General features: G+C 58.2%; 24 protein-coding genes and 1 tRNA gene. 21 read left to right on the top strand and 4 right to left on the bottom strand.

What is annotated here, in order from left to right; translation table 11 throughout:
* Positions 1–52: 52 nt before the first annotated feature.
* From EDE08_RS03380 to EDE08_RS03350, 7 genes are all read left to right on the top strand, one after another.
* The gene (locus EDE08_RS03380; RefSeq protein ID WP_028178369.1) at positions 53–262 is read left to right on the top strand and encodes a ferredoxin; all 210 of its coding nucleotides are present in this window, start codon (positions 53–55) and stop codon (positions 260–262) included.
* Between the two features lie 50 nt (positions 263–312).
* Positions 313–1,533: a cytochrome P450 gene (locus EDE08_RS03375; protein WP_131867143.1), complete on the top strand. Its 1,221-nt coding sequence runs from the start codon at positions 313–315 to the stop codon at positions 1,531–1,533.
* Positions 1,534–1,566: 33 nt separating this feature from the next.
* Positions 1,567–2,217: a sulfite oxidase-like oxidoreductase gene (locus tag EDE08_RS03370; RefSeq protein ID WP_131867142.1), complete on the top strand. Its 651-nt coding sequence runs from the start codon at positions 1,567–1,569 to the stop codon at positions 2,215–2,217.
* 100 nt (positions 2,218–2,317) lie between these two features.
* Positions 2,318–3,409, top strand: a complete 1,092-nt coding sequence (locus EDE08_RS03365; RefSeq protein WP_165935669.1) for a tyrosine-type recombinase/integrase — start codon at positions 2,318–2,320, stop codon at positions 3,407–3,409.
* A 643-nt stretch (positions 3,410–4,052) separates the two neighbouring features.
* Positions 4,053–4,904 carry a hypothetical protein gene (locus EDE08_RS03360; protein WP_131867139.1) on the top strand — a complete coding sequence of 284 codons (852 nt, stop codon included), beginning with the start codon at positions 4,053–4,055 and terminating at the stop codon, positions 4,902–4,904.
* Between the two features lie 79 nt (positions 4,905–4,983).
* A complete protein-coding gene (locus EDE08_RS03355) occupies positions 4,984–6,999 on the top strand; it encodes a type IV secretory system conjugative DNA transfer family protein (RefSeq protein ID WP_131867137.1) in 2,016 nt (671 codons plus the stop codon).
* Positions 7,000–7,072: 73 nt separating this feature from the next.
* Positions 7,073–7,966, top strand: a complete 894-nt coding sequence (locus tag EDE08_RS03350) for a replication-relaxation family protein (RefSeq protein ID WP_131867135.1) — start codon at positions 7,073–7,075, stop codon at positions 7,964–7,966.
* A 227-nt stretch (positions 7,967–8,193) separates the two neighbouring features.
* Here EDE08_RS03350 and EDE08_RS03340 read toward each other — a convergent pair whose 3' ends face one another.
* Entirely contained in the window at positions 8,194–8,406 is a 213-nt protein-coding gene (locus EDE08_RS03340; protein WP_131867131.1) for a hypothetical protein, read from the bottom strand.
* Between the two features lie 185 nt (positions 8,407–8,591).
* Between EDE08_RS03340 and EDE08_RS03335 the strand changes: the two genes are divergently transcribed.
* From EDE08_RS03335 to EDE08_RS03295, 10 genes are all read left to right on the top strand, one after another.
* Complete coding sequence (locus EDE08_RS03335) at positions 8,592–9,260, top strand: hypothetical protein (protein WP_131867130.1); 669 nt, start codon at positions 8,592–8,594, stop codon at positions 9,258–9,260.
* A 418-nt stretch (positions 9,261–9,678) separates the two neighbouring features.
* A complete protein-coding gene (locus EDE08_RS03330; protein WP_131867128.1) occupies positions 9,679–9,975 on the top strand; it encodes a hypothetical protein in 297 nt (98 codons plus the stop codon).
* A 495-nt stretch (positions 9,976–10,470) separates the two neighbouring features.
* Positions 10,471–10,854: a YopX family protein gene (locus tag EDE08_RS03325; RefSeq protein ID WP_131867126.1), complete on the top strand. Its 384-nt coding sequence runs from the start codon at positions 10,471–10,473 to the stop codon at positions 10,852–10,854.
* A 439-nt stretch (positions 10,855–11,293) separates the two neighbouring features.
* Positions 11,294–11,623, top strand: a complete 330-nt coding sequence (locus EDE08_RS03320) for a hypothetical protein (RefSeq protein ID WP_131867124.1) — start codon at positions 11,294–11,296, stop codon at positions 11,621–11,623.
* 253 nt (positions 11,624–11,876) lie between these two features.
* A complete protein-coding gene (locus EDE08_RS38210; RefSeq protein WP_165935670.1) occupies positions 11,877–12,047 on the top strand; it encodes a hypothetical protein in 171 nt (56 codons plus the stop codon).
* A 384-nt stretch (positions 12,048–12,431) separates the two neighbouring features.
* On the top strand, positions 12,432–13,148 hold the full coding sequence (locus tag EDE08_RS03315; RefSeq protein WP_131867120.1) for a DUF932 domain-containing protein: 717 nt from the start codon (positions 12,432–12,434) through the stop codon (positions 13,146–13,148).
* Positions 13,135–13,353, top strand: a complete 219-nt coding sequence (locus EDE08_RS03310) for a hypothetical protein (protein ID WP_131867118.1) — start codon at positions 13,135–13,137, stop codon at positions 13,351–13,353. The genes EDE08_RS03315 and EDE08_RS03310 overlap by 14 nt, the downstream gene beginning before the upstream one ends.
* Positions 13,354–13,612: 259 nt before the next feature.
* Positions 13,613–13,795: a hypothetical protein gene (locus EDE08_RS03305; protein ID WP_131867116.1), complete on the top strand. Its 183-nt coding sequence runs from the start codon at positions 13,613–13,615 to the stop codon at positions 13,793–13,795.
* Positions 13,796–13,819: 24 nt separating this feature from the next.
* Positions 13,820–13,891, top strand: a tRNA-Met gene (locus EDE08_RS03300).
* A gap of 1 nt (position 13,892) precedes the next feature.
* On the top strand, positions 13,893–14,255 hold the full coding sequence (locus EDE08_RS03295) for a RusA family crossover junction endodeoxyribonuclease (RefSeq protein WP_131867114.1): 363 nt from the start codon (positions 13,893–13,895) through the stop codon (positions 14,253–14,255).
* Between the two features lie 53 nt (positions 14,256–14,308).
* Here the strand turns inward: EDE08_RS03295 and EDE08_RS03290 are convergent, their stop codons facing one another.
* Positions 14,309–14,602, bottom strand: coding sequence for a hypothetical protein (locus tag EDE08_RS03290; RefSeq protein ID WP_131867112.1), 294 nt, complete (start codon positions 14,600–14,602; stop codon positions 14,309–14,311).
* A 225-nt stretch (positions 14,603–14,827) separates the two neighbouring features.
* The gene (locus EDE08_RS03285) at positions 14,828–15,037 is read right to left on the bottom strand and encodes a hypothetical protein (RefSeq protein ID WP_131867110.1); all 210 of its coding nucleotides are present in this window, start codon (positions 15,035–15,037) and stop codon (positions 14,828–14,830) included.
* A 208-nt stretch (positions 15,038–15,245) separates the two neighbouring features.
* On the opposite strand from EDE08_RS03285, the gene EDE08_RS03280 reads away from it, so the two are divergent.
* On the top strand, positions 15,246–16,208 hold the full coding sequence (locus EDE08_RS03280) for a phage adaptor protein (RefSeq protein ID WP_131867108.1): 963 nt from the start codon (positions 15,246–15,248) through the stop codon (positions 16,206–16,208).
* Between the two features lie 94 nt (positions 16,209–16,302).
* On the top strand, positions 16,303–18,204 hold the full coding sequence (locus tag EDE08_RS03275; protein ID WP_131867106.1) for a hypothetical protein: 1,902 nt from the start codon (positions 16,303–16,305) through the stop codon (positions 18,202–18,204).
* On the opposite strand, the gene EDE08_RS03270 is transcribed toward EDE08_RS03275, so the two are convergent.
* Complete coding sequence (locus EDE08_RS03270) at positions 18,201–18,707, bottom strand: hypothetical protein (RefSeq protein WP_131867104.1); 507 nt, start codon at positions 18,705–18,707, stop codon at positions 18,201–18,203. The two genes, EDE08_RS03275 and EDE08_RS03270, sit on opposite strands and share 4 nt — an antisense overlap.
* Positions 18,708–18,781: 74 nt before the next feature.
* Between EDE08_RS03270 and EDE08_RS03265 the strand changes: the two genes are divergently transcribed.
* Both EDE08_RS03265 and EDE08_RS03260 read left to right on the top strand, forming a co-directional pair.
* Positions 18,782–20,161, top strand: a complete 1,380-nt coding sequence (locus EDE08_RS03265) for a hypothetical protein (protein WP_131867102.1) — start codon at positions 18,782–18,784, stop codon at positions 20,159–20,161.
* 1 nt (position 20,162) lies between these two features.
* Positions 20,163–21,566, top strand: coding sequence for a hypothetical protein (locus tag EDE08_RS03260; RefSeq protein ID WP_131867100.1), 1,404 nt, complete (start codon positions 20,163–20,165; stop codon positions 21,564–21,566).
* The last annotated feature ends 12 nt before the right edge of the window (positions 21,567–21,578 follow it).

Below are 21,578 nucleotides of genomic sequence, written 5' to 3'. Positions count from 1 at the left end.
GAGGAACGCGCCGCCCTTCGGGCCCCGCGCGCGCACGACCGAGGAAGCCGCAATGTCAGAGCGACTAAGGGTTCACGTCGATCCGGAGAAATGCCAGGGCCACGCCCGCTGCAAGGCCCTCGCGCCGGAGCTTTTCGAGCTCGACGAATATGGCAACGCGCACGAAGCCGGCGATGGCGCCGTCCCGCCGGGGCTCGAGGACAAGGCCTGGCTTGCGAAAGCCAACTGCCCGGAAATCGCAATCGATGTGATCGAGGAGTAGCGCGGCCACCTGCGTGCTTTCAGCGAACACGAGCCGAGGGATTCCCTGCCATGACCGACGTCAACCAGCCCATCGCCCATCCGCCCGTGACCGACTGGGTCCATGATTTCGACCACACCGATCCGCAATGGACGGAGGACCCGTTCCCGATCTGGGACGAGCTGCGCGCCGCGAGTCCCGTGGTGCACACGGAACGCTTCCTCGGCTGCTACCTGCCGACGACTTATGAAGCCGTGCGCGAGATCGCCAACGACACCCAGCACTTCTCCTCACGCCGCATCATCGTCCGCGATGTGCGCCCCGAAGTCGCCAGGAACGCGGCGCCGCCGATCACCTCGGACCCGCCCGAGCACAAGCCGGCCAAGCAATTGCTGCTGCCGCCTTTCACGCCGGACGCGATGAAGAAGCTCGAACCGCGGGTTCGCGCCATCTGCAACGAACTGATCGACGAGTTCATCGCCGACGGCAAGGTCGACGCCGCCGCACGCTACAGCAAATACATCCCGGTTCGAGCGATCGCGCACATGCTCGGCATTCCCGAGAGCGACAGCGACCTTTTCATCAACTGGATTCACATGATCCTCGAGGTCGGCATCAAGGACGAGAGCAAGCTGCTCCAGGCCGTGCAGGAGATGACGGCCTATTTCAGTGGCCACATCGAAGCGCGCAAGAACAAGCCCACCGAGGACCTGATCTCCTATCTGATGAACGCCCGGGACAAGCAAGGCAATCCGCTCGAAGACTCCCATGTGCTGGGCTCGCTGCGCCTGCTGCTGATCGCCGGCATCGACACCACCTGGAGCGCGATCGGCTCCTCGCTCTGGCATCTTGCGAAGACGCCGGCCGACCGCGCGCGGCTGATCGCCGAGCCCGGACTGATCCCGACCGCGGTGGAGGAGCTGCTGCGCGCCTATTCACCGGTGACGATGGCGCGTGAGGTGGTCAAGGAAACCACGGTCTCGGGTTGTCCGGTGAAGCCCGGCAACATGGTGCTGCTGTCGTTCCCGGCCGCGAACCGTGACCCCAAGATGTTTCCGGACGCTGACAAAGTCGTGATCGACCGCCGCGAGAACCGCCACGCTGCCTTCGGCCTCGGCATTCATCGCTGCGTCGGTTCCAACCTTGCGCGAATGGAGATGCAGGTTGCGCTGGAGGAATGGCTGAAGCGAGTTCCGGACTTCCGGCTCGATCCGGCAGGCACCGTGACCTGGTCACAGGGCACGGTGAGAGGCCCCCGGCAGTTGCCATTTTTGCTGGGAAAGGCGATGTAGGCCTCTCCAACCTGAGGACGGAGAAGCTCGGCCATGGCGCCGCCCGACAGCAAGCTGTCCCGCACCAAGGAGAGATGGGCACGCGAGGGCCGCTTCCTCACCGGCAAGGTGATCCGGCCGGAAGATCAGCGCCTGCCGCCGGGGCAGCACCTCACGAAGGATTGGCCAGTGCTCGATCTCGGCGTCACGCCGCCGGTGTCGCGCGAACGCTGGCGGCTCGACGTCTACGGTGCGGTCGAGAGCCCCGTGTTCTGGACCTTCGACGAATTCATCGCGCAGAAGCAGGACCGGTTCACCTCCGACATTCACTGCGTGACGACCTGGTCGCGCTATGACAACGAGTGGGACGGGCTCGCGACGCGTGAGCTGCTGGCGGCCTGCCGGCCGCGCGAGGATGCGCGCTTCGTCGTGCTGCATTCCTATGACGGCTACACCACCAACCTCCCACTGGACGACTTCGCCGCCGAGGACGCGCTGCTCGCCCATAGCTGGTCGGGCCAGCCCCTGAGCGAGGAGCATGGCGGCCCGGTGCGGCTGGTGGTGCCGCATCTGTATTTCTGGAAGAGCGCCAAATGGCTCCAGGCCATCGAATTCCTGACCGAGGACGCGCCGGGCTTCTGGGAAGTCCGCGGCTATCATAAGCGCGGAGACCCTTGGAAAGAGGAACGATACGACGTAGACTAGTTCGCGTTTCACCCTATATTTAAAGGGGTTTCGTGAACTTTGTGCCGAGATGTTGGAAGACGTTCCAACACCCCGTCACACCCGATCAGGGAGTCAAAAAGTGTCGCGCATCGCTTTTACAGACCAAGGCATAAAGAAGCTCCCGATAGGCAAACATTTCGACGCAAGCACGCCAGCCTTCGGCATCAGAGTTGGAAAGAACCGCCTTACGTTCATCGTCCAGCGCGGAGCAGACCGACGCATCATCCGCGTAGGCCACTACCCGGCCATGACCCTTTCGGAAGCGAGGACCAAGGGCAAGCAGCTCTTGGCCTCCACCCAACTCAACCACGAACGCATCACGTTCGAGGATGCTTACACCCTCTTCAAGAAGCACCACCTCCCCCGCCTCAAGGCGCGGACGCAATTAGACTACACGCGCGTGCTCGACCGCTATTACGTCCCCACGCTCGCCAAGCGGCGCCTGGACGCCATTACGAGCCACATGACGGATGCGATCACGGATGCACTGGTAAAGACCCCGACTGAGCAATCCCACTGCATCGCCTACGGTAAGACGTTCTTCAAATGGTGCGTCCGCCGTCGCTACCTGACCTTCTCCCCGCTGGACGGGGCACAGCTCCCCAAAGCTAAGCGCCGCAAGCGAGTGCTGACCGACGACGAACTGGTAGCGGTCTGGCACGCTGCCGGCGAGTACGGCGGGCACTTCGGCTCAATCGTTCGGCTCCTGATCCTGCGAGGCTTCCGGCGCGGCGAATGCTCCGCGATCGAGAATTCGTGGGTTCAGCTCGACACGGTGAACCTGCCCGGCACGATCACGAAAAACGGCCGCGACCACATCGTACCGTTGGGGACTATGGCTCGTGCAATCCTGTCCCAAAAGAGCAACCACTCGGTCTACCTATTCCCCGAACGGGAGGGGCAGCACCCCTTCACTGGCTTTTCTCAGAGCAAGAAGAACATCGACAAGCTGCTCAAGATCGCGCCGTGGACGCTTCACGACCTCCGAAGAACCTACCGCACCAACCTTGGGCGCTTGCGGGTCGCGCCGCACATTGCCGAGCGACTGGTGAACCATGTCGCCGTGCAGAATGAGGTTGAGCAGATTTATGACGTTTGGGGTTATCTTCCAGAGATGACCGAGGCGGTCGAGAAGTATGAGAACTGGTTCAGGTCACTGCTAAAGGAGTAGATTGCTGCACTGCATGAGTGCGAGATGTGGCGGTTGACTCCCACCGCCACTACTACCTACACTTGGCACAGTAGACGCCAGTGTGCGCGTCACTCGGCCCGCCCTCTCGAAAGAAAGGACGGCTCGAAATGACAGACAGACTAGTGACTCGGAGACAAGTAAACGAGATGTACGGTTACACGTACTGCGGAGAAAGTTACCGACGATGGGAAAAGGCGAAGAGGCTTACCGCTCGGAAAGCAACTTCCTCTTCCCGCGTCCACTACTTGCTGAGTGAGGTTATCGCCTTCTTCGGTACAGTTCCTACCATCTGACACCCCCACCCTGTAACCAGGGCGTGGCTGTTCCTACGAAGCCCCCGCCAGTCGCCTGGACGGGGGTTTTTCGTGTCGCATCCGCTCTCTCATCTACGTTGCGAGTATTCTGTGCGCGATTAAACGGGACACAGCATACACTTCCCGCCAACTGTCCGCGTGGCTCACGCCCCGACCCAATGGCAGCTTCGCTTGCCTATTAGAGTCCAGTTGGCCTCTAAAGTCATTCGAGTCCTATCGAGACACGCTCCCATTGGGTCGGCGCGCTACGCGCACGACGGACAGTTGGCGGGCACAATGTCCTTTACCCACTACAGTCCCGCTCCCGCGTGATAAAATTACAGCGGACTGTTCTTCCTTTCGCGGTGGAGAAGTCCCGTGAGCAACTGGCAAAGCAGACAGCTCTACTCACCGCGACAACTCCACCCATGCTACTTTTAGGTACAGCCGACCATACACAAAACTATTTGCACTCTGCCCAGGAGCCGTTCCTTTTCATTTGCGGCGGCGGTCTTGCAAAACAATTTGCTGCTGAGTTTCCCGAAGCGGTACGGTTCAATCCGCGCAACCATTCCTTCGCAATCGAGCGCAACGCTTACTCTGTCCGCGACTTTGCGGAGATACTTTATTCCTCTGGCGAGGGAAGCAACACACTCACTGTTCGCAATGGCAAGCGTGCACTCGCCAAACTCTTGCGAGACAACACTACACCTCTCCACAAGCTCACTGGCGATCGTAAAGATCCCGCGATCGCGGAGGCGCTGGCAACCGTAGACGACTTGCTGTTCTCCCCAGCGCTAAAGCGCGTACTCACCCGCAAGCCGAACTTCACTTTTGACCGTAGCGTTATTGCCGACCTGGACGCGCTGCACCCGACCGACGCCAAAATGCTCGCCCGCCTATTAATCGGACAACATAAAGGACACATCATTGTCGCTAATGCCCGTGCCTACCTGTGTCCTTTACACATGTCCTTGATAGAGGAACAACGCCTGACCGTGGGGCTCAATACGCTCTCCGAGGTGTCCAGAGAGCTTCAGCAGGTGCTCTTAACCATTCCTGACAAGTACGGGTACGGCTGCACCTACGAGGACGCGGTAGTGTTAGCCAGCTACGCCGGCAAGATGCCCGATACGGATGGCCACGACACCTTCGTTAAAGAGGCCATGGGCCTACTTTAGTTCACCCTTCCCCCAGCCCCTTGACCGATTCGACTCTTGATGTGCTGCCCGATAGGCTCCCGTAAAACGGGAGGGAGATATGACCTATTGGAGATGGGTCCGGGCGTTCTTCCGGCTCAACGTCGTGGAGAACGAGAAGTTTATTGAAAGCCTTCCACCCCGGGAAGCTCTGATATTCAAAGCAACAGGAGACTTTTACACTTTTGCTCTGTTTGGCAGCCTATTTTGCCTCGCTCTAACTTTTATTCTTCCGAACCACAACGTAATCCTCGTCCTCCTTGTGTTGTGGCTCGTGTCGACGTTTGCAGCGGTTTATTACTCTACTAAGTACCAGATACAGCAACTCCCGCAGCCTGCTCCACCCTCTCCCACACCACTGCGAAGACAGTTAGAAGGCCGTCTCAAAGTCGCTATCATGGACAACAACTATGTCCTGCCGACTGAAGCCCAGTGGGATCTCATCTTCTCAACTGCCGGAGCAATATGGTCGGTCAAGGAAACGCCGCCCGAGCTAGTAACGCAGCCTAGACCGCAAGACGGCGACCCTACGCAAGCCGAGTGGGACAGGAAGACGGCAGAGTGGGCGAAGGCCGACGGCTACATCTTTGAAGCCATTGTTCAGTCAATGACCGGCTACATCAGCAAACTCAAGCCAGCCGAACCCGCGCCGTTCTCAAAGGCGATGGAGCCGACGCCTTCCATGATCTTTGACATGCTAGAGCCGTTCCGCGCTCCGCATCTCAAGGAGTTGGGCCTGTGTACGTGGATCACCAACCAGTACAACCGCAACGTCTATGCCATAAGCAAGCCCGGCCAGCCGCCCATCCAGCCGCAGGACTACACAGGCCCGCCCGACAAGATGGCCGAGATTTACTTGAAGGGAACTCCGCTTAAAACTTTGCTTGACGTGCTGGTGCCGTTCGCCCCGTTTACTGAGAACGACCGCTGCGCCCATCACTGGTGCATTGGCCGCAACCAACAGGGCAAGTCCACCTTCCTGCGGCACCTCATACGCGACGACCTCGCGCGGGCTGCAAAGGGGGAGTGTTCGATCGTTATCATCGACAGTAAGAGTATGGTGAACCACATGCGTGAGCTGTCGATCTTCGGTCCCGGCCAGTCTCTCGATGGGCGGCTTATCGTCATCGACAGCGATGTGCGATTCCCGCTCAACCCGTTCTATATCGACCTCAAGCAGAAGGTCTTATCCAAGACCCTCATCACGTACATGCTCGGCAACCTCGACCCCGCTGCGGGCCAGGAGAGAGCGTTGCCCTTCTTCGTAGAAGCCACGCTCCACTCGCGGGACAAAAGCTTGGCGCAGCTCTTGCGATACGTGCAGATGGACGCGGAAACTATACCGGGCGAAATTGGGAACTTCCCGCCCGACGTTGCCACTTGGTTTAGAACGACGCGCAAAGGCCTGCACGCGGGCACCAAGAGCGGCCTCGATGAAAGGCTGGCGAGCTTTATCAACGAGCAGCAGCACACGCCCTTCTACAAGAACCTTAATGCGGGGCGCTGGGGAGATAGAGACGGACAATTCGATCTATTTAACGAATTGCACAAAGGCGGCAGGGTGCTCCTCATTGATACTGACAACGAAAAGAACGGCGACGAAGGTACGAACCTCATGGGCCGCCTGTTCATCGCCATGCTGCGCGAGGTGATGCAGCGCCGCACCAAGCTTGACAATAAAACGCCCATCTACGTCTACATCGACGAAGCGGCCGACTATCTCCGCTACGACAAGAGCTTCATTCAGATACTCACTAAAGCCGGGGAAGCCCGCATCGGCATGACGGTGGCGTACCAATACAAAGGGCAGGACGGCGTAGACCCCGGCGTAGAGAAGGCGCTCAACAACGCGAGCATCCACTCCGAGTGCATCGCGGTCGGCGATGTCGAAGTGACGATAAACCAGCGCACCACGCTCACCATCCCGGTGCAGCGCTTCGAGTTCAAGGAGCAGAATAAAATGGAGTACGACGACTACAAGCGCATGCGCGCACGCCTCGGGATTCAGTATCCTTACCAAGCCCCCCCGCCGAACCGTGACATAGACGACGAGCCGCTGACCGAGCAAAACCCGTGATACGATACCCACATAGCGCACGTTCGATGTGTGCCGATGACAGCAATGGGCTGTCCGCCTTATCCTCCCTGTTATGGAGCGACACTCAGCTTACAAAACGATAGGCAAGCCGACCTACGAAACGGCCGGCAACGAACGCGAGATCGCGATACTCAAGCTCCTTGCTCGCTACGACCTCCTGCCCTCCAGTTTCATCTATCATGCGCTCGGCAAGTACCAGGGTACGCGCAAGGCACTCACCCTGCTTGCAAAGGGCCACTACATCGGCCTGCCCGACCTTCCCAAGGAAGAGAAGCTCGCCTACATCCCGCGCAACGCCTTCTATGTTTTCGAGCTGAAGCCGCGCGGCCGGATGCTCCTCGCCAAGCACGGGGACATCGTCACCCAGGGCGGCAACGACCACTTCAAGCACAGGCTCCTGCGAAGCGAGATTGAATTTCTGCTCGACCGTACACCGTTCGAGGTGAAGGGGCCGGAGCATATCTTAGCCGACGACCGCTGCCCCGAAGGCACCAAAGACGCATCCTATCCCTTCCGCATCGAGCGCCCCAAGCTTGAACCCGACATCACCCGAGGCTTTTCCAACGGGAGCCGCACGATCTTCCTGCACATTGAGGTAGACCGGGGTACCGAGCCCGTCATCAGCCAGAACGCCCGCCAGAGCCTCAAGAGCAAAGTGGAGCGCTACAGCGAGTACCTGCGGACGGAAACCTATAAGACGCACTTCGGCTTTCAGGTTGCCCCGAGCGTACTGTTCTTGACGACGAGGCCGGACACGAAATCGCTCATCGACCTGTTCCCCGAGAAGGGCAAAACGCGCTTCTACGCGGCCAGCATTCCCCCCAAACTCCTGCCGACAGACAACCTCATCGTGCCGTGGCAGGGGAAAGACGGCACGCTCAACCTCATGGAGCTGTTGCATGGACGCATTGAAGAAACTGGAGCGCGCGAACGAATTGGCGCGTGAGATACGGGAGCGCGAAGAAGAGCTGACCCGCCTGTTCGGCGGGGAGACGCCGAAGAAGACATGGAGCCGCAGACCGAAGGAGGGAGCCAATGGTGATACAAGGCCCGTGGAAGCCGCCAAATCTCAAGGAGCAGCTACTGAGGGAGGCCGAGCGCCTGCTGCGGCTGATTGAGGAATACAGAGAGCAGGAAAAGGGGAAGCCCGGCAGTTGAGCCGGGCTTTTTCTTTCACACTTGGTCGGCAATGAAGCTCTCCGCACGCTCCAGCACCTTCGCCGCGTTGAGCAGATCGCCGTGCCCGAGACTGTCGGTCTCACGCCATTCGTCGCTGTCCTTCTCCTTGTAGGACTTGCTGAGGGTCACGTTGTAGTGACGGTCATTGGCCCAGACCGATGCCGTGACGAAGCCAATTCTAAACTTAACGACTGGCGCGTTCGCCATTTGAAACTCTCTTTCTCCCGCTCAGATGCAGGTGGGGAACGGGGACGCCTGTGTGCCTTCAACAATCCCTTGGGCTAGATTGCACGCCCATGTCGCCACTTCCCCCATCCACATCCGAACCGCCTCTCCCCCAATCTTACCATGGTAGAATTGCGCCAGATCCCCGTACATCACAGGAGGCAACAGTGGCGTCAAACTTCATCCCGTTTGAAGAAGTGGAGGAGCTGGCGACCATCGAACGCCTCGCTCAAATGCTCAACCTGGACATCCGGCGCAGCGGCGCGCAGTGGAGGTGCGAGTGCCCGGCTCATCCGGGCCATCACCGCGATCTCTGCATCTCCCCGCAGGTGAAATCTAAGCGCGGCTCGCTTGGCGTATTCTTTTGCCAACGAGAGAAGACTGGCGGCGATCGCATCGGCCTGGTCGCGCATGTAATGGACATCGGCCAGCAGGACGCGGCTATCTTCATCGCTCAGCAGTTCGGCATGACGCTTGCAAACAATAAGAACAGTACCAGTGACAGTACTGTATCTACAGTTAGCAAAGGACGTGCCACCGTGCCCCCAGCCGAGAAGTCGGAAGGCAGGAGCCAACCTGCCTCATCTCGCGCTGAATTCGATCCTCAGGCATTTGCTTCCAAATTGGAATATACGCATGAGGTGGCCGCACTCGGCATCATCGAGTCGGACGCCGAGTTGCTTGGTATCGGCATGTATCGCGGCAAGGTCTACATCGCCATGCGGTACGACAATGGGGATATCGCTGGATTTGCCGCAGTAGAAGCGGCCAAGCTCCCCTCGAAGCTCCTGCCGTATGTCGCTGGTAATGTCGTCGTTCTGAAGCAACGAGCCTGAAAATGGCTCAACAGAGCGCTCCTACGGGGGCGCTCTTGACTTTTACTTCAAGCAGTCGCGTCGTGTTTGGATTGCTTGCGTGATGATGATGATGAGGTACGATGTAGATATAGCAGTTTATCGAATTACTTATGAACCAAGATTTAACAGGCCGCGCAGTCAAAGTTGGAGATACGGTTCGGGCTCGTTTGTTTGCACGTGACGCTGGCACAAATGATTTTCTGGTTACTGAAAAAGATGGCACCCTTCAAGTAAACGGGTATCCGATTTCGCTCTACGATGAGGTAACTGTCCTCGCCTAATATGACCACTTGCACCAATCCTAACTGCCTCTATCAGTGGACCCCGAAAGTCGAGAACCCGGTGTCCTGCCCCAAGTGCCGCCAGTATTTAAAAGCTCCTACTAACACCAACTAATATGGAAATGACCACCTGCGAATACGATGGCACAGCATCGACCTACAACTGCCAGCGTGAAGAACAGTGCGACGACTGCTTCATGGTAGATCACCAGAAGGAGTGCGGCTGGTGCGAGTTCTACGACCACACCACGCGCAAGCTAGAGGTGAAGCACCTCCCCAGCGATTATCCGAAGGCAGGGTTTGTAGAGCGCACTGACGGCATGAGCCTCTCAGAGAAAACAGTTCTCGCTTTAGAGGAAATTGCCGAGCACGAGACACGTTGGGGCGAGCCGCTAACAGCTAACCAAGAATAAATATGGAAATCTCTCTGCGAACAAAAACGGGTTGGATTAGCAAGGTTGAAAACAAGGACAAGCTTTATTGCGACCGCGACGGCTCTCCCTTATTCGAGGCCCCGCATGGTGGACTGTACTGCAACGTAAACCACAAAGCGCCCTCTCCCTCAGATTATCCGTCTCAACACTAATATGACCCGCATCTTTTACTTCCACGGCCGCGCAGGAGACCTCCCCGCCGCCCTGCTACGCCATGAGACCGCAGAGCTAAAGAAAGTGAACGTGCAGCTTAGCAAGCAGATAGCGAACCCGCTCCGCACCATCAAGCTTCTAGCAGCAGCATGTGACACAGGTCCCCGGCGCCGAGGCGAGCAACGCGCAGCATTAAACGCCCTCATCCGCACCCCATTTGTATGACCACAAAGCTTTACCTCGCAGCGCTCTCCCTCCCAGTCCTGTTCGTGTGCTACGCCGCGGTCCGCTTGGACATACTAGCCGCTAGCCTCAACTAACATGCAACGCGAAATCAAATTCAGGGCGTGGGACAAAAACATCAAAAGAATGTCTGTACCATTTAGACTTGACGACCCCGCGATGGTTGGAAGGGGCGAGGACTTCGTGAACCATTCTCATAACTGGGACATCATGCAATTCACCGGCCTCAAGGACAAGAACGGCAAGGAGATATACGAAGGGGATATTCTAGAATACGCCCGTGACAACAACCTTGGAGGCATGATTCGTGAAGTGCGAGCTATCGAGTTCAAGCCCAACCTTGGATATCGGCTTGGAGGTGCACAGTTTGACGATAATCCAGGTGGATACGTCGGCGGCTTGTGGAATGAAAATATCTTAGTCATCGGCAACATCTACGAGAACCCCGAGCTACTCGCTTAACTTTCTGAAGTATGAAAACACTACTGACCCAACGAGACCACGACATAGAACTGATACGCGCTGCCTGCATTAAGGCGAACTCGGAGAGGGATTGGCAGTTCTTCGACCACGTGCACTCGCCCATCATCGGGATGATAGAGGAGCCTGTCCGCCTCACTGACGTGCTGTTGGCGATCGGTAAATCCCGCGTGCCGAAGAGCAGCAGCAAGTGTGAGAAAGTTATGTGGGATTGGAAATGGGAAACAGACGACCTCACCCTCCAATCCCCCGAGTGCATCGCCTTCCTCGCAGAGATACTCGATTAACTAATTAAATATGATGCACGAACAAACAATTGAGAACCTAAAGAGGTGGCTGTACCGCAAGGAGGGTCAAGTAAGCACCGCTACTCGCAGGGAGGCGACGATAGGCGAGTTAATGACTGTCGTAGAAATCCTCATTGAAAAACATGATTGACAAATTTGCGATAGAGAAGGCCATAGAGGGAGGTTGGAAACACTTTGAAGGCCTCGATAAAAAAGAAGCGTCCTTATACGCTCACAACATATTAGCTCTATCGGATTGGCAGACAATTGCCCTCGACCGCACTTTTTGGCAAGCGTTGGGTAAGGCGTTGGGGTGGGAACAGAAAGCAGGTATGCGTGTAACTTCAATCGGTACGGCAGACCACTATGAGGCGGGCTGGTCTGAAAATGCCCACCGCTTCTACGACCTCATCCTCACTGGCGGCGATATGGAGAAATGGTGGCAGGAGTTACTCGCTAACTAATCCAAGGAGATATGAACTGCTTTTTAATCCACAAATGGGGCGCATGGCAGGAGACTGACAAGGGCGACATAGTGCGCAACGAACGATTTGTAGGCATCTGGTTTCAGGAGGAACGACGATGCATCAAATGTGGCAAGAAGCAGATAAAGATTGGCCGCAATGACTAACTCCCCAAAGCGTATGAAACTCACACCGATGCACAACGACAAGGGCGAGTGGTGGGCAGTTAAACCCTCGCATGATTTCAGACCCGATGAACTTATCCGCCGCATTAAAAACGAGCATGACCTTTAGCTCCCCAAAGCGTCGTCTGAGCCAACAGGAGCGTCAGGATCAATTGCTTGTGGCGCGTCAGAAGAAGAAAGAGCGTCGTCTGCTGAAGATATTGGCGCAGATTGAGGCTCGTCGGGCGTTGGGCCTGTAGTCTCCTCCAAAAATCTATGCTGAGAGAACGCTGCCTCAGTCTCCTCACGCTCGCGCCGCTCGCCGGCAGTCTCTCCGTATTTCTCTCGCTGCATAGCGTCGATTTCCGCGCCCTTGCGCTCCGCGGTCTCAATCATCTGTTGGTACCGGACCTGCAGGTCTTCTGACCTACGACCAAGATAGCGGAGGAAGCGAGAACGCGGCTTACCCGTAACGGGATCGCGATAGCTCTCTCGCTCTTCGTAATAGCCTTTGCGTGTGCGGACGATGTAGGCCATGGCCCGTAGTTTATGCGCGCCCTCCTCGTTGCCAAGGCCGCAAACCACCACATCTCGAACGTGCGGTATGATTAAGCAGGACTGTCCCCCCACAACAGGAGCCTATCATGACGCTGATGCTTCACAGCGGCGCGAACGCCGTGACCTATGACGAACTGCGGGCCGTCGCTACGCCCGAGCCCACCGAGAGCCACGTGCCGATCCCGCACCATGAGATCGTGGAGCTGATGCGCTACACGCTCGGTTTCTATCAGCACGAGATAGCCGAAGAGCACCACGCCACCACGCCCGACGGCGCCCGGTACTTCGGCATCATGTGCCTGCGCTCGCCGCACGGCGACTACACGGACATGCTGGGACTGCGCAACAGCCACGACAAGTCCCTGCCGATCGGGATTGCGTTCGGCTCGCGCGTCTTTGTCTGCGACAACCTCGCGTTCGCGGCCGATCACGTCATCCGCCGCAAGCACACGGTTAAGGCCAAGCGCGAGTTGCCGGCCCTGCTCTCCGACATCATCGTGCCTCTCAAGGAACAGCGGCAGGCGCAGAATACGCGTTTGCTGGCCTATAAGGAGGCGATGCTGGACGAGGCCCAGGTCGACCACGCCATCATGTCCATGTATCGCAAGGACGTGATCGGCGTGCAGGCAATCGGCCAGGTGCTAAAAGCCTATGACGAGCCGCCCCACGACTGGGGAGACCGTAGCGCGTGGAGGCTGTTCAATGCCGCTACGTTCGCGCTAGCGGGCCGCGTGGCTGAGAAACCGGCCATTACGCGGGATCTCCACCAAGTGATCGACGGCGTGTGCCATGCGATGCATTGAGTACGAGTTCGTGCTGCCGGACGGCAGCGCGAGGTACGAGATGGTCGACCCGGACGCAGGCTATACGGTCATGCACCAGGTCAACCTGTTCATGAGGATGCACGGGGCGACGATAGCCCGCCCCCTGCAGCATGGTACGATGAACGACGGACGCACGACTGCGATTCCGTCGTCGGAGCAGCAGCAAGGCACGCTGGCGGGGTAGACGACCAACCGTCCGATTTTATCGGAAGGTTGAAGCCCGTTGAGAGCTGATGACCTGCGAAGTGGACCGTGCGCGCCCACTAAACTGGGGCCTCGGCTCCTCATCAAACCACCACCAAAACCCCCAAAAGCCCCGCTACGGCGGGGCTTCTTTCTTTGATCGCCGCCCGCCTTTCAATTACGTTAGCTCGACACATAGGGGGACGAACTTGGGTTGGTTCAGTAAGAAGATTACCTGCACTGTGCACATCGTGAGTCCTATGGGTACTCGCGACGAGATCATGACCGTGGGGGAGCATATCCCGCAGGAGGCTTACAAGAAGCTCAAGGATGCTGCCGGCGATATGTACGTCCTGGAAGTATTCGAGAAGGGAGAGCCTACGCAGCATATCCTCTCGAAGGAGCAATGGCTCCAGGCTAAGGCAATGATGGACAACGCCTAAGCGACGCCATGGTACGCTAGGGAGGTCGGAGTGGAGCAGCGGTAGCTCGGCGGCCTCATAAGCCGCAGGCCGCAGGTTCGATCCCTGCCTCCGGCACATGCAGACAATTCGCCTCAGCGGCGAGCCTAAATCAACCCAACACATCTACGGCTTAGCCTGCCGCGGCCGATTTCCCCAGCGCTACATGACACCGGCAGGGAAGGCCTTGAAGGAGCAGTACCAGTGGGAAGCGCGGGCGCAGTGGAAGGGGAAGCCGCTTGAGGGCGATATTGCCGTGGAGATCACGCTCTACTTCGGCACAAAGCGAAAGGCTGACCTCGACAATTTCAACAAGCTGAGCTTGGACGCGCTCGCCGGCATCGCGTACTTAGACGACAGTCAGATAGCGAAGCTCACGATTGAGCGGGCTTACGATAAACCCAGGCCACGCATAGCTATCACGATTGCAAGCTGCTCATAGGTGCAACTTAACGAGCGCCTATGAGCAGCCTCCCCCCGTTGTCAAACAAACTATTAGTAGCCTGCTCGTCTCGCAGCATCGTGGACTTCGATCAACGAGCAGGAGTCGATAGAATTCGCGATGCCTTGATCGTGGCTTTGACCCGTCTTAAATCCGCTGATGATTTGATTCGTGCCTACATTTCCAACAGCACCACTAGCGACCCCGGCGCGAATGGTTGCGGCTGCTCCGGGATTGTTAGCCTTGATCCATACCATATTGGCCACTAGATCACTGGGACAGGCGAAGCTAGGCGAAGTGAACAAGAAGCCGGACATCAGGGTTGCACAAACAACTTTTGGAAACATCAATACCTCCATTGCATAAAGTGGCCTATCACGCCACGCTTGCAGCTTGCGTGATAATGCAATACAATTCAAGCGGGAGCCGGAGGGTTCGGCGCCCGTCCGAACATCACTAGGGCAAACGGATAACGCGAGTTCGATCCCGCGTGCGGTGCAACTCCGCTTTTCATAGCCTGATTGGCTTATCCGGGGCGGCTGCGGTTCGACTCCGCACGGCTCATTCGGTTTTTATGGACAGCCGTAGTACAGCTCGCCTCTGCTCCAGATTTCAATATTGTCCATGACATCGAATTGGAAGCTAGTGATTTGGATCGGCTGAAAAACAACCGAGTCTGGTCCTTGCCGGCAAATGTTGAGGTTTCCAGTAAAGCCTAAATTGAAACTGGCCAGCACCACAAAGCCCTGCTTAATCCGGACTTCAAATCCATTGCGGCTCAAGATTGCTCCACTTCGGGGATGCCTCGGAGTCCATCGGTTGTTAAATGACGTTCCACTTATGCCAACAGTAGCAGTAGGCGAATTGGCGTTGCGCGTGGCAACGACCACCCATTGATTTACCTCACGTGCAAGCGTTCCTTGTAAGGGATGACCTGCGAGGCGGACTGCGTCGAAGACGCGATCAGAGAGTGCCGGCCCAGGATTCACGTTGTACCGCTTTATCACCGTGCCACGGCCGGCATTTTCAATGGTGAAGGGCTGCAATATGGCGGAGTTCTGCGGCGTGCTCGGAAACGGAGCGGGCTCAGCGGGTCGACCAATTGGCTGGGCTGTCGCGGTTGTTAGACTTGCCGTTATCAATAGTAACAAAGCAAAACAGCGCATTGCTATTATCCTTCCATTTAAAGGAATAACTTTATCGCAAAACAACCTGAGAGGCAATCGGCCGCAGTCGTTACAAAGCTCCGTGCCAGCGTACCATTGCGGCATGACCGGACCAGAACTTGAGACATTCTCGACAGAGATAAACGGCGGCGCTTCGATCGGCGCGACCCTCATCTTCCAATTCATCAATCTCGCGAAAGCGATGGTGGAGCAGCAGCGGCCGTGGATGCTCCTACGCAATACCGACACGACCAAGAGCGTCGCTACCGCGAGCACGTGGCAGACCGCTATCGACCTATCGACCGTCGAACGCTTTAACCGCTTCTATGGCGAGACGCCGATCAAGCTGTTCGATGGCACCAGCGGCATCCAGTACTTCAGACAAGTACCCTTTGACAGGCGGCTTGAGTATCGGGACACGTCCGGCACCTTCGTCTACGATGAGGCGAACAAGCTGCTTTACCTCAACGGCACGGTCTCATTTGCCGGCACCCTCTATATCGACCACATCAAGGACAGCCCTGAGATAACGAACGACGACAGCTCATCGTGGATGTTCCCGAGCTGGGTGCATCCGCTCTTGGGCTTCTACGCGGTAGCTATCAACAAGGGCGGCGTGGATTATGACGATATCAACGCGCGCATGGCGCCCGACAACCGAGCCCAGGCAAACGCCATCATCAAGATGCTCGAAGGCTGGGACAACGAGAAGCAGCTCCAATCTCAACAGAACACAGATCCCTATCAGGAGGGAGATGGCGATAGGCCGGGCGCAATCAATCTCTGATGAACTACAAGCGGCACAACCAAGGAGACCGCGCTCGAAGGCGGCGTAAGGATACCTCCGGGTATTGGCAACCTAAACGCATTCGCCAAGCTGTATGAGAATCCCCGACTACACGGTTTCGCAGTTCTCCGGCATCAACACCTTCATCAAAGACTTGAAGACGCTCAAGCCCGGCGTGGCGACGCAGAGCCTCAATTGGCTTACGGGGAAGTACGGCGACCATATGGAGCTTAGACGCGGGAGCGCATTGCTCGGTCAAACGCGCGTCGATGGCGCGGGCAAGATTACCGGTTTGGGCGTCGGCCTGCGCTACGATGGCGTGCAGGTCCCGTTCTGGAGCCGAGGGCGCAAGATCGAATACTACAACGCGGCGACCGATGACCGCGCCGAGGTAGGCAGCAACATCCTTCCCGTGGCGGCTGACGGCGAGGATTGCTGGTTCTCCCCTTACGCCAATTTGGGCGGCTCAATGATGTATGCGGGCTCGCCGAACAGCAGCATTTACAAGATCCCGGTGGCCAATCCCGCGAGCGCGGTCGACCAGGCGACGAACAGCTTCCGCTTCGGCGTGCTGCGCTTCGGCCAAGGACGCTCGTTCGCGGGCCAGCGCAACGGCACAACGGCGGGCAACCTCGACAAAACCGGCCTCTACCTCTCCGACATCGATAAGGCGAACCTGTCGCTGTACACGCAGACCACGGCCGAGGCGTACGGCACGGGAGACGGCTCAACTAAGACCTTCGCGCATACTCTCGCCGTGCTTAGCGGCACCAAGAAGACGGCGATGTACGTGGCGGTGACTGACGGCACCGAGACCTTTACCGACGACCGCAATGGAAACATGGTGGGAAGCGCGGGCGGCACGGGGACCGTCAACTACGCGACCGGCGCAGTGTCGGTGACTTTCGCAACAGCCCCGACCAGCCCTACCGCCATTACGTGCAGCTACTACACCGAAGACGCCACGAGCGACGGCCCTCTGGACTTCGATACCAGCTCGACCGGCGCGGGTAAGGCCAAGATATTCCGCCAGGACGACGGCGGCGCGTTCATGGCGGTGCTTCCGTTCCTCGATGTGGAGTACGCTTTTCATCTCCTGAAGACGTGGGCTGTGACCACGACTATCGACGACACGTCTGCGACCAACCTGCCCTACCGCGCCATCGGCATCCCCTACCCGCGCGCGGCAAAAGAGACCCCAGACGGCATACTCTGCATCGACGTGTCGAACCCTAACGACCCGAAGGTGCGACGGCTGGAGATCGGGCAGAACACCAACAACCTCACCATAGTGCCGACGAGCATCTTCGACGCGATAGACCTCAGCGTCCACGCCTTCGACTACGCCGTGGCGTTCCGCTGGGGCGACTACGAGATTGTGTGCTGCCAGGCATTCACCAACGGCGTGGCAGACGCCTACAACTCGGTCATGTACGTGCGGAACGTCTACTCGCACGCGATAGACCGGCTGGACTTTAGAGCCTCTTGCCTCGACATATTCAACGGCGCGCTGATCGCGGGCGACCCGATTTCCAACAACGTCTTCACCCTTTTCTCAGGCTTTGACGACGACGAGGCCGCGATAGAGAACTACTGGCAGGACGGGCAGCTCAATCTCGGGACCGACAGGCTTAAGCGCGCGCATCTCATGCGGGTGACGGGTCTCATTCAGCGCGATCAGGATATCGCGGTATCGCTGGTGCTGGACGACGGTACGCCCGTGGAGGTCTTCACCATCGAAGGCGACGGCGCCTACGTGGACCAAGGAATTAACACCACGATCGGCAGCGAGACGATCGGCACGCATGTGATAGGCGGCGGCGGGGAAGCCACCGCGCATCCCTTCGACGTGACCTTCCCGATCCACACCGACGTGTTTCAGAACATCAGCGCCCGCTTCCAGGCGCTCAACATCGGGCACGCGGCCATCAACAGCTACACGTACAAGGATATTCGCGACAAAGGCAGCAGGAGCTTGCCGGTCAAGACAGTCTAGCGTCCACGCCACCGGCGCCACAGCTCGCCTAAGTCGATGCTCATCCCCCAAAGCGTTGGCTTGAGCACGACGACAGGGTCCTTCTTTATCGGCGCATCTTTCGCGGAAGGTGCTGCGGTAGTTTCGCTTTTGATGCGAGCGATCTTCTCTTCAAGGAGGTCAACAGCGTCCTTAAGCGCCTCTTGGGCTTTGACTATGTTTTGGCGAAGTGCCTTTACGAGCCCATCCTGATCCAAGTTCGATGGAACCTTCCGTAGCTGAATACGCGCTAATAGTAGGTTGGTTTCGCGCGAGTCTTTACCCAGATAACCCTCTATTACTTCGGTAATCGCGGCCACATGCGCATCAATCAAGTGACCAAGCTTGTGGAATTCCTTTTCGGAGGTCCAAAGGACCAAACCATTGCTAAATCCATCTAGATTTCCGCTGCATTCTTGCAGGTCTTCAATCCCATCCTTCGCTCTATCAACTTCCGACTGGGCCTTACTAGATAGGAGCGCCATTGCGAAACCTCCTTCAAGACGATCAGCGTTACAAAGCCCGGTGCCTACGTACCATGTGAGGCATGCTACACGCCATGGTTTCAGTGTTCGTCGGCGTTGCCGCCTTTGTCAGCTCCCTCTTCGGCATCGTCCAACCTGCCCCTCAGGCTCACGAGCCGAGCCTTGGTACGGCGCTCCCCTCTGCCCCGGCCGTGTTCGAGACTTCGCTGCAGAGCCGCATTAGCTCAACTGACACGAGCCTCACCCTCGTCGCCAACAGCGTGCGCGGAGGCAGCTCGCTCTCGGGCTACAACTGCTTCACGGTGGACGAGGGCCGGACCGACGCTGAGTACATGTGCGGCACGGTGTCGGGCACCAGCGTCTCCAGCCTTACGCGCGGCTTAGACCCGGCGACGGGCACCAGCAGTAACAGCGCGCTGAAGTTCGCGCACCGCGTCGGCGCCAACGTCAAGATCACCGATTTCCCGGTCCTGCAGATACTTCGCAACCAAGCTAACGGCACCGAGACCTATCCCAATACGCTGCACTATGCCTCAGGCGTCACGCCGACGCTGCCCAGCGACCTGACGGACAAAGAGTACGCCGACAGCTTGGCCTTCGCTGGCGCAGGCGTGATCGATGCAACTACGGCCTCAAAAGGCGTTGTGGAGCTTGCAACTGGCTGCGAAGCCGCAAGCTCGACTGTGACCGGCGGTTCTGGCCCACTCGTTGTCCCTGCTAGCCTAGCGACATCGACTTACAACGCTGCCACGGCTCCCTGCCGTGTTCTCTCAACTGGTAATGACGGCCTTATCGACCAAGGCTTCTTGCCCACAACGATCAGCAAGAACATCACCTTCGCAGGCACGGACACCTTCTCGTCGTCTACCGTCATCGGCAGCTTCAACGCCGTCGATATTGGCAAGAACGTCCAGGTATTTACCGGCTCCGGCACATTCCTCGTGCCGACGAACGTCAAGAAAGTCTCGGTCGAGATGGTGGGCAGCGGCGGTGGCTCTTCCGGCTGCAGTACCTCGTCATCCTGCACAGGAAGCCCGGGATCTAGCGGCGAGTACCGCGCCGGCATTATCGACGTGTCCGCTACCACGTCGGTGGCAGTGACGGTTGGCACTGGCGGCACGGCAAGCAGCGATGGGACTTCCTCCCGCTTCAGTACGTTCATGGTAGCTGGTTCGGGTCGGTTCAATGCCGCCGCGAATACCGGGTCAGGAGGCGACATCGCGATACCGGGCGCGTTAGGCTCGGTCGGCGCGGTCGGCAGCGCGCTTTGCGTGGCCATCAGTGGCACGTCGCGCTTCGGAACGCCCTTCTTTTGGGGGAGCGGCTCAGGCACAGGCGGCGGCGCCGGGCAGGGGTACGGCAACGGGCATTCAGGCGGCTGCGAAATGAACAACGACAACGCAGCCGGCTCGGGCGGCTCTGGCTTATCAGGTATCCTGATCGTCCGCTGGTAACATGGCGACTCCGACCCCTTACAAGGACCCCGAGGCGGCATCGAAGGGACTGACTGAGTCTTTCGCGCCGACGACGGACGCGCAGAAGACTGCGATTGCGAATGCGGCAGCCCTTGTGCCCGGCGCGGCACCTGCGTCCCCCGCTCCCTCGCCTATCAAGGTCAAGCGCACCGTTGACACCGGCGCAGATGCAGCTGAGAGCTATCTCAGCACATTTACTGCACCCAAGACCGCCGACCAGATCGCCGAGGAGATGCGCCGCGGATCGCAAGGTGCCATCGACGCCATCAACAAGACCTATGATGACCAGGTTGCGGCGAAGGGCGTGATTGGCCAGGAGCGCCTCGCCCAGGACAACGCCATTTCGGTCCTCTCGGGACTGACCGGCTCAACCGAGGCGGGCCGCACGCGCGGCGCGACGATCGACAAGAACGATAAGGAGGTGCAGGCAGTCAACAATCAGAGGCTTTTGGACCTGCAGAGCCTCTACTCGCAGATTTCTAAGGATGCCCGCGACGAAGCGTTGAAACAGAGGGAAGACGCCACTGCCAACGCGAACGACATCGTCGCCCGCCGCACAGCGGCGCAGGGTAAGGCCGTCGAGAATATCAAGCTTATGGCACAGGGCGGCCTCGTAGATTTCGACAGCTTTAAGAACAGTGCAGCCAACAGCGAGGTCTATAACCATGCCCTGGAGGCCGTAGGAGGCTCTGAGGAGGCCCTCAAGGGGCTATTCGCGGTCAACCGTCCCAAAGACCAGTTGGTGGGCTCTCCTGTGCGTGTAGGCGACCATTTCATACAGGCCTACCAAAACCCCCTCACCGGCAAGATTGCCTACGATACCGTGCAGGTGCCGGGCGGCCTACCGACCGAGTACAAGAATTTCCAAAAGATAGGCGACAACATCGTGGCCATCCCCGATGGATGGGACGGCGACATGAGCAAGCTGAAGACCATCTATGCGGGCTCCTCGATCGCCACGACGCAAGCTGCTTCGCAGGCCGCCCAGCAGAAGAACGAGGCGTTGGAACTCGCGAAGGAACTGCGATCAGACACTGCAGTCGGCAAGGGCAGCGCAGTCGGAGCAAGCGCCGCGAAGCTTGTCCCGTTCGGCCAGGCATTGGGCTGGCAGGGCGACCGCACAGCATTCGAGGCCAAGGTAGCGTCGCTCAAATCCAACCTGACGCTCGACAACCTTAAACTCCTCAAGGGCGCGATGTCGGATAAGGACCTCATGTTCCTCAACAGCATCGGCTCCTCGCTCGACACCAGCATGAGCGAGAAGGCATTCAATTCTGAGCTGGACCGCGTCATCCAAAAGCTTGAAAGCACCGGCGCTTCTGCAAGCGGAGGCGGCAACGTTGTCACCGCGCCCGATGGCCAAGAGGTAGAAATCATCGACTAGTATGGCCATACA

Origin of the sequence: Bradyrhizobium sp. R2.2-H (assembly GCF_004346455.1) — a bacterium.
GTDB classification, from domain to species: Bacteria; Pseudomonadota; Alphaproteobacteria; order Rhizobiales; family Xanthobacteraceae; genus Bradyrhizobium; species Bradyrhizobium diversitatis.
Note: the sequence above shows the minus strand (reverse complement) of the source record. Positions and strands in the feature narration are given on the sequence as shown.